The organism is Streptomyces aureus (assembly GCF_001418135.1).
GTDB classification, from domain to species: Bacteria; Actinomycetota; Actinomycetes; order Streptomycetales; family Streptomycetaceae; genus Streptomyces; species Streptomyces aureus_A.
This window is the reverse complement of sequence record NZ_LIPQ01000114.1, coordinates 1-12,617: the sequence shown is the minus strand read 5'-3', so window position 1 is coordinate 12,617 and position 12,617 is coordinate 1. Positions and strand designations below refer to the sequence as shown.

The window sequence follows — 12,617 nt, the reverse complement described above, 5'->3', positions numbered from 1 at the left end:
GTGTACAAAGACCTGGCTGCGCCTGCGCCCAGGCCGAACTGGCGGCGGCCGAGGACTTCGATCCGCTCCGGATCAGGCCGTACGTGACGCTGGACGCGCCGGAGGGCGGCACGGAGACCGGGTCGACGGCAGGACAGGGGGCCGTGGCGGGCACGGCGGCACCCTCGGGGGGCGCGGGGTCGGCGGGCGCGGGGTCGGGGGGCCCCGGCTCGTACGGCACCGACCCGTACGGTGCCGGTGCGTACGAGCCGTACGGCAGCACCGCGGCCTTTCCGGCCGAGCCGCACCCCGGGGGCGACCCCTCCGAGACCATGCCGCTGCTGCTGCGCGGAATCGGCGACGTACCCCCGCCGCCCGGCCATGAGCACGGGCGGGAACGTGGGCGCCGGCGCGGCGCGCTGGTCGCGGCGGTGGCCGCCGTCGCCGTGGCGGGCACCGCGGCCCTGGCGGCCGCCGTCCTCGGCGGCGGGGACGAGCCCGACGACCGGGCGGCCGTACCGGACGTGACCACGAGCGCGTCGCTGAACCTCGGCGTGTCGGAGGCGCCGTCCCCCTCCGCTTCGTCGCGGAGCCCGGAGCCGACGTCCTCGTCCCCGACGGCGCGCGAGACGTCCGCGTCGGCGTCCCCGTCGCCCACGTCGTCCTCGCCCGCCCCCACGACCGCGTCGCCGAGCACCTCCGTGACCACGAGCGGCGCGGGGGCGCCCCCGCCGGCCTCTCCCTCGTCGGCGCCGCCCGTCACCCCGACGACGACTCCGCCGGGCACGACGCCGCCCGGCCTGTCGCCCGGGGAGGAGGGCCGGGAGGAGACCCTGGACTACGGCTCCAGCGGCCCCGAGGTACGGGAGCTGCAGCGGCGCCTCATCGACGTCGGGGTCTACCACGGCCGCGTCAACGGCAGGTACGACGACGACGTGTGGGAGGCGGTGGCGGTCTACCAGTCGTACATGTACATCCAGGGCGATCCGGAGGGCGTGTACGGGCCGAACACCCGCGAGGTCCTGGAGCGGTACACCCCGCACATCTGACTCCCGCGAGCCCGCCCCGGGTCCCGGCATGCGGACCGGTTGGCCAAGACACCCCCGGTTTTGTATCGTGGGAAAACAAAGTGGCCCCGCCCGCACTCCCTGACCGGTGGGCGGGACCGCTTCGTTCTCCGCACCACCCCTCTGGAGACCTGATGCCTGCCACCACCCCGGCAACGCTCACCGCCCGCGCCCTCCTCCTCGACATGGACGGCACCCTCGTCAACTCGGACGCCGTCGTCGAGCGCTGCTGGCGACGCTGGGCGGAGCGACAGGGCCTCGACGGCGACGCCGTGCTCAAGGTGGTCCACGGCCGCCAGGGGTACGCGACCATGGCCGTCCTCCTCCCGGACCGCCCGATGACCGAGAACCACGCCGACAACCGCGTCATGCTCGCCGAGGAGACCGCCGACCTCGACGGGGTCGTACCCGTCCCCGGCGCCCCCGCCTTCATGGCCGCGCTCGCGCAGCTGCCGCACGCCCTGGTGACCTCGGCGGACGAGACCCTCGCGCAGGCACGGATGGGCGCCGCCGCGCTCCCGATGCCGGAGACCCGGGTCACCGCCGAGTGCGTCGGCGCGAGCAAGCCGGACCCGGAGGGTTTCCTGAAGGGTGCGGCCGAGCTGGGCTTCGACCCGGCGGACTGCGTCGTCTTCGAGGACTCGGAGGCCGGCATCCAGGCGGGCCGCGCGGCCGGCATGCGGATCGTGGGCGTCGGCCCGCGCGCAGCGGCCTTCGCGCCGGACGTGCACATCGCCGACCTCACCCACCTGCGGGTCGAGCCCGCGGCCGACGGCTCGATCACGCTGACCGTGCTCCCGTAGGGCGCCGAGCGCCTCGGGGGCCACACTTCTCCAGACCCCCGCAGCGCAGCGGCACCAGCACCCCCAGCACCGACACCCCCTCAGAGATCCACCACGGGACGAGACCACGAGACCCCGCGCCGAAAGGGCCCGGGGTCTCGCCGTACGCCCGCACGCGTGCCCGCCGACGCCGCTCCCGCCCCATCCCCGTGACGCCCGGCGGAACCTGGCGCTCCATCAGGACGTGTCACACCCCTTGATGTGACGTGTCCATGTCGTCACTCTGTTACCTGGCGCACCCCCCACCGAAACCTCGCGCCGCCACGATGACCGGGCCATCGCCCGGCACCCACGGGGACCGCACCCGCCAAGGTCCCCCCACCTCAAGGGAGTTCCCATGCCCGTCGGCACCGTCTACGCGCGTCGACTCGCCGTGCTCGCCACCTCCGCCACCCTCACCGTCACCGGTCTCCTCGCCACGGCCCCGGCCGCCCAGGCCGCCATGCCCACCCCGGTCAGCGCCGCCACCGCCCGCACCTACCTGGCCGCCCTCACCGTGAAGACGGAAGGTTCCTCCTCCGGCTACAGCCGGGACCTCTTCCCCCACTGGATCACCCAGTCCGGCGCCTGCAACACCCGCGAGACCGTCCTCAAGCGCGACGGCGTGAACGTCGTCACGGACTCCAGCTGTGCCGCGACCAGCGGCAGCTGGTACTCGCAGTACGACGGCGCCACCTGGACCGTCGCCTCCGACCTCGACATCGACCACATGGTCCCGCTCGCCGAGGCCTGGCGCTCGGGCGCCAACGCGTGGACCACCTCACAGCGGCAGTCCTTCGCGAACGACCTGACCCGGCCGCAGCTGATAGCCGTGACGGACAACGTCAACCAGTCGAAGGGCGACCAGGACCCGGCGGAGTGGCTGCCCTCGCGGACCGCCTACCGCTGCACGTACGTCCGCGCCTGGGTGCACGTGAAGTACCACTGGAACCTCAGCGTCGACTCCGCCGAGAAGAGCGCCCTCCAGTCCGTGCTCAACGGCTGCTGAGGACCCCGCTGTTGACTCAGCGTCAACAGCAGCCACCGGGAAGTGAACCTCACCACACACTTCCCGGTGGCCTGATGTTGAACTTGCAAGTACTAGTGAGGGGTGCCTAACCTGACGGCCTCATCGGTTTCCGTCCCCACTCCCCGTCCACCCCACGGACGGGGCCAGGCCGAAGGAGTCCCCCCATGAACACCCCGAACAACCCGAGCAACCCGAGCAACCCGAGCAACCCGAGCAACCAGCAGAATGCGAAGAGCCCCGGAGGCCTGAGCACCCTCGCCGGCCGCCTCGACCAGTCACAGCCGTACGCGCTGGGCCTCTTCCGCATCGTCGTCGGCCTGCTCTTCGCCTGCCACGGCGCCGCCTCGCTCTTCGGCGTCCTCGGCGGCGCGATGGGCGGCGGGACAATCCCGGCCGGCACCTGGCCGGGCTGGTACGCCGCCGTCATCCAGCTCGGCGCGGGCGGACTGGTCCTGTTCGGCCTGGGCACCCGGAGCGCCGCGTTCCTGGCCGCGGGCTCGATGGCGTACGCGTACTTCAAGGTCCACCAGCCGGAGTCCCTCTTCCCGCTGCAGAACGGCGGCGAGACCGCGGCCCTGTTCTGCTGGGCCTTCGTGCTGCTCGTGTTCACCGGCCCGGGCGCGCTGGCTCTCGACGGCCTCTTCCGCGGCCGGGTGGGCGCGGGCGCCACGGCGCGCAGGACGAGCGAGGAGCACGAGGAGCAGGCCACGCCGGTCACGGCCTGAGCCATGACGCCGAGGGCGGCCCGAGCCGCCCCGGCGCGCGGGCCCCGAGCCGCCCCGGTCGCTCCACAGGAGCCACGTACCGGAGCCACGCACCGGGGGTCACATACAGGAAAGGGCCGGACCACGCAGCACGCGTTCCGGCCCTTTCCCCTGTCCCCCTCACCCGGAACCGGCCCCTCGCCCCGGGCACATTCCCGCAAAGTCGCACACGTTCGCGCGGATCCGCCGAAGCCCGGCACCCACCCGGCGGTCGGCACCCCGCCCCCGCGTAGGCTCTGCCCCTGTGAATCTGCTCGACAGCCTTGGCTCGCTGCGGTCGCTCACCGCCGGGCCATGGATCTACCCGGTGGTGGCGACGTCGATCCTGCTCGACGTCTTCCTGCCCGTGCTGCCGAGCGGCTTCCTGGTGATCACCGCAGCCACGGCGGCGGCGTCGGCCACCGCGGCCACGCCCGACGTACCGTCCCTCCTCCCCCTGCTGCTGTGCGCGGCCACGGCCTCGGTGCTCGGCGACTTCCTGGCGTACCGGCTGGCGCTACGGGGTGGCGCCAGGCTCGACCGGACGATCGCCCGGTCCCGGCGTCTGTCCATGGCGCAGGAACGTCTCGGCACCGCGCTGGCCAGGGGCGGCGGGCTGCTCGTCGTCCTCGCGCGTTTCGCGCCAGCGGGCCGCTCGGTGGTCTCGCTGGGCGCGGGCGCGGCGAAGCGGCGCGTGGAGGAGTTCCTGCCGTGGTCGGCCCTGGCGGGCGTGACCTGGGCCTCGTACAGCGTGGGGCTCGGCTGGCTGGGCGGGCAGTGGCTGGGCGCGACGTGGTTCAGCGCGGGAGTGTCGACCCTCGCGCTCTTCCTGGCGGGCGGGCTCGCCGCCTACCTCATACGGCGTCCGGCTGGGGCTCCCGCGCCTGCCTCCTGACGGCGGGCTGCGCCGGGTGCGCGTGACGCGCACCGCGTACCTCCAGGCCGTCGAGGAGTCTCGCGGTCGCGTCGGCGATCTCGTCCACGGCCCGCTCGAAGACCTCGCGGTTGTGGGCGGCGGGGGCGCGGAACCCGGAGACCTTGCGGACGTACTGCAGGGCGGCGGCGCGGATGTCGTCCTCGGTCGCCTCTTCGGGCAGCGCGGGCGGTCGGAGCGTCTTGATGCTGCGGCACATGCCTCCAGTGTGGCGCGCCCCACTGACAACCGCCGGGAACGGAGCCACCGGGCAGCGGCGGGAGGGGCCCGCCGGCCTCAGGACAGCCCCCGCCGACCTCCGAGAACCCCGCCGGCCTCAGGACAGCCCCCGCCGGCTCAGGCGACCGTCGGCCTCAGGACAGCCCCCGCCGGCTGCGCGCGTTGATCTCGGCGGCTCGGGCGCGCAGCTCACGCAGCGGCGTGGCCGGCTGTACGTCGGCGGGCTCGGCCTCCCACTCGGCACCGCCGTGGACGGGCCGGATCAGACAGCGCCCGGAGACGCCGCCGGGGACATTCCCGGAGACATTCCCGACGTAGAAGCCGACCCGCCCGGTGGCGGTGTCACGGACGAGGTCACCGACCTCAGGCAGTGGCTGCACGCATCCCCTCCGTCCCGATTCCTGAAGCCTGGGGAGAACCAGAGAAGCCCTCCTCCCCCTCCCTGTCAACGTATCTCTAGAGATGTCCCCCGATGGATGGATCGGCCGGGCGGGGCGGCACACACGTGTGCGTCCCGGCCTCGGGGTGCGCCGTAGGGTGTCCGCAGATGAAGGGAGTGGTCCACCCGTGACTGACCAGGACAGCGCTCGTCGGCCCAAGTACCAGCGCATCGCCGACGAGTTGAGAACCGCGATCCAGTCGGGCGCGTTCGCGCCGGGTGACCGGCTCCCCGGTGAGAACGACCTCATGACGACCTACGCCGTGGCCCGGATGACGGCCCGCCAGGCCCTCTCCGTGCTGCGCACCGAGGGTCTCGCCGAGGCCCGCAAGGGCGCCGGGGTCTTCGTCCGGGCCTTCCGTCCGCTGCGCCGCCGGGGCATCCCGCGCCTGTCCGGCGAACAGTGGGGCAACGGGCGCTCGGTCTGGTCGGCGGACGTGGAGGACCGGGACCTGGTCGTCGACCAGATCGAGGTGGGCGAGACGGAGGCGGGGGCGCGGGTCGCGGGAGCGCTGAACCTGACGCCGGGCGCGCCCGTGTGCGTACGCAGCCGCCGTTTCGTCCTCGACGCCAAGCCGGTGCTGCTGTCGGTCTCGTACCTGTCGGCTGAGTTGGTGCGCGGGACGCCGATCGCCGAGCCGGACACGGGGCCGGGCGGCACCTATGCCCGGCTGACGGAACTGGGCCACCGACCGGTGCGGTTCCGAGAGGAGATCCGCTGCCGGATGCCGACGGCTGACGAGTCGGACCGGCTGGCCCTGGAGTGGGGGACGCCGGTGGTCCTCATCGGGCGTACGGCGTTCACGGGGCCGGGGATGGCGGTGGAGCTCAACGAGATGACGCTGGACTCGTCGTCGTACGTCCTGGAGTACGACTTCGACGCGTGACGGTACGACCCTGACGCGTGACGTCGAACCGGAGGCCGGGATCGGCGTGGACGATGTCGCCCTCGTACGCCCCGGCGGCCAGCGCGACGGCTTCCCCGGGGGCCAGCGCCGACCCCACATGGGTCAGGACGAGCCGCCCGGCACCGGCCTCGGCCGCGGTCCTGCCGGCCTGGACGGCGGAGTGGTGTCCGGGGGTCTCCCCGTCCGCCTCGCACACGAACAGGTCGCAGTCGCGGGCCAGTTCGACGAGCGAGGGGCAGGGCTCGCAGTCCCCTGAGTAGACGAGCGAGCGCCCGTCCTCGTCCTCCACGCGCAGCGCGAAGGCGGGAAGTCCGTGCTCGACGGCGCGGGAGGTCAGGGTGAGCCCCCCGACGCGGGCGACCTGTCCGTCGTACAACTCCTGCACGTCGAAGGCCGTTTCGACGGGGCTGCGCGCGGGACCGTTGGTGAGGAACCCGGCGAGCCGGTCGGCGATCCCGACGGGCCCGAAGAGGGGCACGGGAAGGGCCGTCCCGAGCCCCGCGTAGAGCAGGGCGTAGTAGAAGGTGAGCAGGTCGGCGGAGTGATCGGCGTGCAGATGGGAGACCCACACCGCGTCGACGTCTCCGAGGGCCACGTGCCGCTGGAGCTCGGCGAGGGTGCCGGTGCCGGCGTCGACCCAGACGCGCACCCCGCCGCCCTCGACGAGATAGCCGGAACAGGCGTTGCCCGGCCGGGGGAAGGGGGTGGCGGAGCCGAGCACGGTGACCCGCAGGGACCTGTCGAACATGAGCCAAGGTTAGTTGACCCCCTCGCCGACTCACGGGAAGTTGTGGGGACGAGGTGAAGAGCGTGCGTATTCTGTGTGCGCGCCGGGACCCATCGGCGGGCCCCCGGCAGAAACTGAGGGACATTCATGCTTCGCGCACGCACGTTCGCGGCCGTGACCGCGGCCGCCGCCTCCGGCGTCCTGCTGCTGCCCACGCAGGCACAGGCCGCCGGGTCGGTCCACCTGTACAAGATCTACTACGACAGCCCGGGCTCGGACCTCCGCTCGAACACGAGCCTCAACGCCGAGTACGTGCAGATACGCAACACGACCGGCGCGGCGGTCAACCTGCGCGGCTGGACGCTGACGGACGCGGCGAACCACAAGTACACGTTCGGCAACTTCGTCCTCGGCAAGGGCAAGATCGTGACGGTCCGCACGGGCCGCGGCACGAACTCGGCCGCGAACGTCTACCAGAACCGCGGCGCGTACGTCTGGAACAACGACCGCGACACCGCGACGCTGAAGAAGTCGAACGGCGCGCGGATCGACACGTGCTCGTACAACTCGACGCGGGTCGACTACAAGTGGTGCTGACCCGCCACGGGGGCTGATCGCCACGGCGTGGCCGCCCGCACGAGGACGGCCCCCGGACTCTCCCCGGGGCCGTCCGCGCATCCGTCTATCTCTCCTCCGCCTCGGGCTCGCGGGCGGCCGGAACCCCGTGCCGCTGGACGTCGGAGTTGACCTGCCCGCCGAGGGTCATGACGTTCAGGGTCGCGGAGTTCTCGTTGGCGATGGCCTTCTCGACCCGGGCGACGAGCATCGAGAACGCGTCCCGCTTCGGCAGGTTGTGGTACGGCCCGACCTTGGCCTCGAAGTAGACCCGCTCGTGCCCGAGGAGCTGTTCGGTGGACCGGTAGTTCTTCCACTGCTCGCGGTACCGGTAGACGCTCTCCAGCGACACGGCGGCGACGACCACGACGCTCAGCACGGTGGCGGTGACGCGCGCGAAGGCCAGATCCAGATTCACGAACACGGGCACGAGCGCGCCACCGACGACGGAGACGGTCCGCATCCGCAGATGCATCGCCTTCATCCGGGTCGCCTTGGCGTCGTACCAGCCCTGGTACTGCGAGAGCCTCGTCTCGATGTACCGCTGCGGCGTCATCTCGCCGCCCTGCACCCCGGTTCCGGGCGCGTCCCCCACCTCAGCCATGCGGCGAGTAGACCGGCCCTGCCAGGTCCGCGTCAACTCTTCACCCGTTCCCCCGCAGCCCCCACACGGTAGGTTCCGCCACCGTCGACGCGCCGTCGGCCGACCGCCGACTCACCTTCACCCACGGACACTTCAGGGGCCCCGTGAAGCCGCAGTCCCACCTCGCCCACCAGACGACCGCCACCAAGGCCGTCATGGCCCTCGCCGTCCTGGCCGCCGCCGCGGTGGCCGCCCTGGCGGCCCACACGACCACCGACGCCGCCACGGCCGGCGACCGCGAAACGGGCACGGTGAAGGTGGAGGCCGGCGCGGGCGAAAAGAAGGTGGAAGTGATCAAGTCCTGACCCGGCCGGGCCCCGAAGAGGACCCGCGACGCGAAGAGGCCCCTCACCCGACTGGCGAGGGGTGTCGCTCCGCCTGGCGGGCCTCAGGGTCTTCGGGTGTCCGGGTGTCCGGGTCTCCGGGTCTCTGGGTCTCCGGGTGTCCGAGGCTCCGGGTCTTCGAGGCTCCAGGTCTCCGGCTCTCCGGGTCTCCGGGTCTCCGGGTCTCCGGGTCTCCGGGTCTCCGGGTATCCGAGGCTTCGAGTCTTCGAGCCGACCTTCCGGCTCGTCACTCGTTTCGATCGCCGCGGGCGGGATCGTACGACCCGGCACTGACGGCGGCGAGCGCCGCACCCCACGGGTAGGCCACCGGGGCGCCGGGCTGCTGCGGCACGAACCCGCCCTCCCCGTAGAGGACGGTGACGCCGGCCCCGCGGAGCGTCTCCACCGACCGCTCGAAGGCGGGGTGCTGCACGTAGGCCGCGTTCACACACGGCATCGTCACGATGGGAATCCGCTTCCCGATGCCCTCGGCCACGACGCCGACGATGAACTTCTCCGTGATCCCGAGCGCCCACTGATTGATCGTGTTGAACGTGGCCGGCGCCAGGAGGACGGCGTCCGCCGGCGGCCACACGTCGGGCTGGCCGGGCAGCTCGTAGTCCCAGCGGACGGGATGGCCCGTGAGCGCCGCGAGGCCGTCGAGGGAGTCACCGAGCCAGCGCGCAGCGGTGGGGGTGAGGCCGAGACAGACGTCCCAGCCGTCGGCCTGTGCGTCCTCGATGACGTGGGCGATGTCGAAGACGGGCAGGGCCGCGGAGCTGAACAGGTACAAGGTCCGAGTGCGCATGCACCCATCCGATCACACACAACCGCTCCCGCCCGGGGCGGAGTCGGGGGGACCCGGATCAGCCGCTGTCCCGGCTGAACTCGTGCGTGCACCCCCCGGAGGTCACGTCCCGGGTGAAGCAGGCGACGAAGGAACTCGGGGAGCCGTAGAAGGCCAGTTGCATGTCCTCGCAGTCCACGCCGTCGAAGGTGACCTCGCCGTACGATCCGGAGGGGGTCCACGTCCCGCGCTGCGTTGCGGCGAACCCGGAGCAGCCCCAGCCGACGACGTCCTCCTTGTCGAAGCCCTTGGCCGTGAACGTGCCGTCGTCCTCGAACTCGACCGTCACCCCGCTCCAGTCCGACCACACGCCCGTCAGCTGATCGGCGCTGTCGACCTCGACCGGGTAGTAGCCGGAACAGGCGGCCAACAGGAACGTCACCGCCGCTCCCCACGCGGCGCCCCGTGCACGTCGTATCCGTTGATGCCGGCCGGCAGCCATACGGCCCTGCCTCTCGCGTCTCGCACACGCCCGGAAGCGGCTGCCGAAGGAGGCAGCGGACATCATCTTGAACGTGTTCAAGTCCTGGTGTCAATCGAGCTGGGGGCGCCACCGCCATCACTGCCACGGCAGCTCGCGAACGACCACCGCCATCCGTCGCCGCCGATACCAGTTCCGGATGTCAACCGGCCCCCGCTTGATGGCCCCTAACGCTTCTTCCGGAGGACGCTGGAATGCTTCCAGCGCTCGCCGCAGAGGGGAGGGCGCAACCGCGACGGACAGCAGTACGCCGACGGCGCAGGACCTGCGGATGACGCTCAGACTTCTTCCGCCGTGCCGACCGACCACCCGGGCGCACCCCGCTCGCCCGCGTCCAACTCCCCGTCCTCCAGGTCCCCGATGACCTTCCGCCACCATCGGCCGACCGCGACGGACACCACCACCAGCACCACGAGGGCAGCAATCGGCGCACCCCAGACCAGACCACCGATGACGAAACCGAGCGACTCCACGACTCCCCCTCGCCCGGTAATGCACCCCCATCCAATGTGATGGTCGTCACACTTGGTGCGGCGAGACGGGAGTCGTGATGGCGAGTTCAACGCTTTGACTGCACTCATTCAATCGCTGAGCGCCCGCCTGACGGCCTCTCTGGAGACCGGGGGTCAAAAACGACTCCCGGAGAAGAAGATTTTCCAAAACAAGTACGCGCGCAAGTACGGCGATATTTGTTGTCGAACCCCAGGGCCCGCAAGAGGCCCCGCATGACGCCGAGTTGGCGCGCTACGCTCTACGCGCTGCTCCTCTTCCTCCGTAACGTCCCGGCTGGCTGCCAGGTCGGCCGGAGCCCCCGATGTCGGGGCACCCAGAGAAAAGAGGGGCAGCGATGAGGGATCGATCGTTCAAGAAGGCCAGCAGGAAGTGGCCGGACCCCGATCGTTGGCAAGTGATCTTGTCGGCGCTCAGCCTTCTGGTGGCGGTCGTTGCCCTCACGGAGCAAGTAGGGCGGTAAGCCTGGCCGCATGGTGCGCGGCCAGGCTCACCTACTGCTCCGTGGGTGCTGGCCCAGCCTGGAGGCAACCAGGCTGGGCCATACAACGGAGCTGCCCTCAAGCGACCCGTGGTGCGAGCTGCAAAGGCAAGCTGCACTTGGAGTCGAACTACAACCTGATGCACAACCCAAGCTACACGGGAGCACAACGGTTGCGAGGCTGAGCACAGTCAAGCAAGACTCCGACACCGTCCTCGTCCTCACCTCATGGTCCTACGCCGGCCAGGGCCACTCCGCGGGCGAGGCCGCACTCGCCGCCTCCATCGCCGGGACATCCAGCTCAACCGCGAGACCGCCCGCGAGGCCCTACGAGACCAACTCGCTCTGGAAGGAGCCGCAACATGACCACCGCCGGCGCTGAGCTGCTGACCGTGCCCGAGGTCATGGCGCGGCTCAAGCTCGGACGTTCCACGGTTACGACCTGATTCGGTCGCGCCGACTGATCTCCATCACCATCGGCCGGTTCGCCGCTTTGGCGCTCCCACCTGCACCCCCGCACTCGACTGCGCGCCGGGCCTTGTAGTCCTCGCGGTCGAAGGCCGGAGGCCGCCCGCCGGCCTTCCCGCGCCGTTTGCGGTTGGCGGCCTGGTCGGCAGGCTCCGGGATCGTGCAGCGGATTCCGCGCTTTCGCAGGTAGGCCCGGTTGGCTCGGGAGGAGTACGCCTTGTCGCCTCGTACTCGCAGCGGGCGGACACGGGGACGGCCGGGTCCGGTGCGGGGGACCCGGATGCCTTCCAGGACTGCGGCGAACTGAGGGCTGTCACCGCGCTGACCTGCGGTGACCAGCAGGGACAGCGGCCGTTGGCCTTGCTCGCAGGCCAGATGGAGCTTGGCGGTGAAGCCTCCCCTGGACCGTCCCAGGCCGTGGTCGTCGGGTTCGACATGGACGCCACCCGGCGGCTCTTTCTGGGCCTGTCCGTCACGGGGGCGCCGCGGCATGCTGATGGGCCCGGCAGATCGTGGAGTCGGCGTTGACCTCCCGCGTGATCAGCCCGGCCGCGTCCCCCCGGGCCTGCAGCCTGGTCAGCAACAGGTGCCAAGTGCCGGCGCGTTGCCAGAGCCGGAAGAGTCCGTAGACCGTCTGCCACGGCCCGTACTCGGGCGGCAGATCCCGCCACGGAGCACCCGTCCGCACCCGCCAGCGGATCCCGTCGATCAGCCTCCGCCGACCAAGCGCCGGCCGCCCTAACGCCGCGACCGGCAGCAACGGCTCCAGCACCACCCACTGCCCGTCAGAAAGATCCCCTCGTCCCACACCGAGATCATCACGATGCGGGACGAGGCACCGAGCCGACTTTCAAAACACGGCCTAAAGGGTGTTGCAGAAGGTCGGGCTTCGGCAGGCTGAAGTGGCGCCTGAACTGCTGTTTCACCGTGTCATGGCGAGGTTGTGCATGGTGGCGACGGCCTGGACCGCGTGGTGAAGGCCGTCTCCTTTCTGGCGGCAGTCGCGCAGGATCTTCCAGTTCTTCATCCGGGCGAACGTGTGCTCGACGCGGGCACGGACGCGTCGGTGTTCGGCGTTGTCTTCCTCCTGGCCGCGCAGGAGGGGCCGACCGGCTCTCTTGCGGTGCGGGACGATCAGGCCGGTGCCGAGGTAGGCGCCGTCCGCGATCACCGTCGTCCCGGCCGCCGCGGCCGGCAGGCCCGACTCCCGCCACACGTGGGCATCGGCCTTGTTCCCCGGCGCCGGCCGGGCCGAGGCGATGACCAGACGGCTGTCCGCGTCGATGATGACCTGCACGTTCGCCGAGAACCGGTAGTTTCGGGAGGAGGCTCCCACGGTGCGGTCGCGGGACCGGGATCAAGGTTCCGTCCACGATCCACAG

15 protein-coding genes and 3 pseudogenes are annotated in these 12,617 nt (G+C 71.4%); 9 read left to right on the top strand and 9 right to left on the bottom strand.

Features of this window, described 5'->3' with window-relative positions; translation table 11 throughout:
- From AOK00_RS12110 to AOK00_RS12090, 5 genes are all read left to right on the top strand, one after another.
- Nucleotides 1–1,028, top strand: a 1,028-nt coding sequence (locus tag AOK00_RS12110) for a peptidoglycan-binding domain-containing protein (RefSeq protein WP_254047338.1), incomplete at its 5' end; no start/stop codon positions are given.
- Between the two features lie 152 nt (nucleotides 1,029–1,180).
- A complete protein-coding gene (locus tag AOK00_RS12105; protein WP_055600319.1) occupies nucleotides 1,181–1,849 on the top strand; it encodes an HAD-IA family hydrolase in 669 nt (222 codons plus the stop codon).
- 376 nt (nucleotides 1,850–2,225) lie between these two features.
- On the top strand, nucleotides 2,226–2,876 hold the full coding sequence (locus AOK00_RS12100) for an HNH endonuclease family protein (protein ID WP_055600318.1): 651 nt from the start codon (nucleotides 2,226–2,228) through the stop codon (nucleotides 2,874–2,876).
- Nucleotides 2,877–3,061: 185 nt separating this feature from the next.
- On the top strand, nucleotides 3,062–3,622 hold the full coding sequence (locus AOK00_RS12095; protein ID WP_079041953.1) for a DoxX family protein: 561 nt from the start codon (nucleotides 3,062–3,064) through the stop codon (nucleotides 3,620–3,622).
- Between the two features lie 283 nt (nucleotides 3,623–3,905).
- Nucleotides 3,906–4,535 (top strand): DedA family protein, encoded by a 630-nt coding sequence (locus AOK00_RS12090; RefSeq protein WP_437441409.1) that lies wholly within the window; start codon nucleotides 3,906–3,908, stop codon nucleotides 4,533–4,535.
- Here AOK00_RS12090 and AOK00_RS12085 read toward each other — a convergent pair.
- Nucleotides 4,495–4,773 (bottom strand): DUF2277 domain-containing protein, encoded by a 279-nt coding sequence (locus AOK00_RS12085; RefSeq protein WP_055600317.1) that lies wholly within the window; start codon nucleotides 4,771–4,773, stop codon nucleotides 4,495–4,497. The two genes, AOK00_RS12090 and AOK00_RS12085, sit on opposite strands and share 41 nt — an antisense overlap.
- A 154-nt stretch (nucleotides 4,774–4,927) precedes the next feature.
- Nucleotides 4,928–5,173, bottom strand: coding sequence for a hypothetical protein (locus AOK00_RS12080; protein ID WP_055600316.1), 246 nt, complete (start codon nucleotides 5,171–5,173; stop codon nucleotides 4,928–4,930).
- Between the two features lie 187 nt (nucleotides 5,174–5,360).
- Here AOK00_RS12080 and AOK00_RS12075 point away from each other — a divergent pair, with 187 nt between their 5' ends.
- A complete protein-coding gene (locus tag AOK00_RS12075) occupies nucleotides 5,361–6,119 on the top strand; it encodes a GntR family transcriptional regulator (protein ID WP_055600315.1) in 759 nt (252 codons plus the stop codon).
- On the opposite strand, the gene AOK00_RS12070 is transcribed toward AOK00_RS12075, so the two are convergent.
- Nucleotides 6,061–6,888 (bottom strand): MBL fold metallo-hydrolase, encoded by an 828-nt coding sequence (locus tag AOK00_RS12070; protein WP_055600314.1) that lies wholly within the window; start codon nucleotides 6,886–6,888, stop codon nucleotides 6,061–6,063. The genes AOK00_RS12075 and AOK00_RS12070 overlap by 59 nt on opposite strands.
- Before the next feature lie 126 nt (nucleotides 6,889–7,014).
- Between AOK00_RS12070 and AOK00_RS12065 the strand changes: the two genes are divergently transcribed.
- Nucleotides 7,015–7,464 (top strand): lamin tail domain-containing protein, encoded by a 450-nt coding sequence (locus tag AOK00_RS12065; RefSeq protein ID WP_055600313.1) that lies wholly within the window; start codon nucleotides 7,015–7,017, stop codon nucleotides 7,462–7,464.
- Nucleotides 7,465–7,549: 85 nt separating this feature from the next.
- Here the strand turns inward: AOK00_RS12065 and AOK00_RS12060 are convergent, their stop codons facing one another.
- Nucleotides 7,550–8,086 carry a DUF4231 domain-containing protein gene (locus AOK00_RS12060; RefSeq protein ID WP_254047337.1) on the bottom strand — a complete coding sequence of 179 codons (537 nt, stop codon included), beginning with the start codon at nucleotides 8,084–8,086 and terminating at the stop codon, nucleotides 7,550–7,552.
- Between the two features lie 143 nt (nucleotides 8,087–8,229).
- Here AOK00_RS12060 and AOK00_RS12055 point away from each other — a divergent pair, with 143 nt between their 5' ends.
- On the top strand, nucleotides 8,230–8,430 hold the full coding sequence (locus tag AOK00_RS12055; protein ID WP_055600312.1) for a hypothetical protein: 201 nt from the start codon (nucleotides 8,230–8,232) through the stop codon (nucleotides 8,428–8,430).
- A 265-nt stretch (nucleotides 8,431–8,695) separates the two neighbouring features.
- Here the strand turns inward: AOK00_RS12055 and AOK00_RS12050 are convergent, their stop codons facing one another.
- The 3 genes from AOK00_RS12050 to AOK00_RS12040 all read right to left on the bottom strand — a co-directional run bounded on the left by AOK00_RS12050 (nucleotide 8,696) and on the right by AOK00_RS12040 (nucleotide 10,249).
- A complete protein-coding gene (locus AOK00_RS12050; protein WP_055600311.1) occupies nucleotides 8,696–9,256 on the bottom strand; it encodes a flavoprotein in 561 nt (186 codons plus the stop codon).
- 58 nt (nucleotides 9,257–9,314) lie between these two features.
- A complete protein-coding gene (locus AOK00_RS12045) occupies nucleotides 9,315–9,677 on the bottom strand; it encodes a hypothetical protein (RefSeq protein ID WP_055600310.1) in 363 nt (120 codons plus the stop codon).
- Between the two features lie 377 nt (nucleotides 9,678–10,054).
- Nucleotides 10,055–10,249, bottom strand: coding sequence for a hypothetical protein (locus AOK00_RS12040; RefSeq protein ID WP_055600309.1), 195 nt, complete (start codon nucleotides 10,247–10,249; stop codon nucleotides 10,055–10,057).
- Nucleotides 10,250–10,963: 714 nt separating this feature from the next.
- Between AOK00_RS12040 and AOK00_RS40215 the strand changes: the two are divergent.
- Nucleotides 10,964–11,133, top strand: a pseudogene (locus AOK00_RS40215) (replication initiation protein); the annotation flags it as partial.
- Between the two features lie 147 nt (nucleotides 11,134–11,280).
- Here the strand turns inward: AOK00_RS40215 and AOK00_RS41580 are convergent.
- Together AOK00_RS41580 and AOK00_RS12025 are read right to left on the bottom strand one after the other, a co-directional pair.
- Nucleotides 11,281–12,043: pseudogene (locus AOK00_RS41580) on the bottom strand (IS5 family transposase); the annotation flags it as partial.
- A 114-nt stretch (nucleotides 12,044–12,157) separates the two neighbouring features.
- Nucleotides 12,158–12,617, bottom strand: a pseudogene (locus AOK00_RS12025) (transposase family protein); the annotation flags it as partial.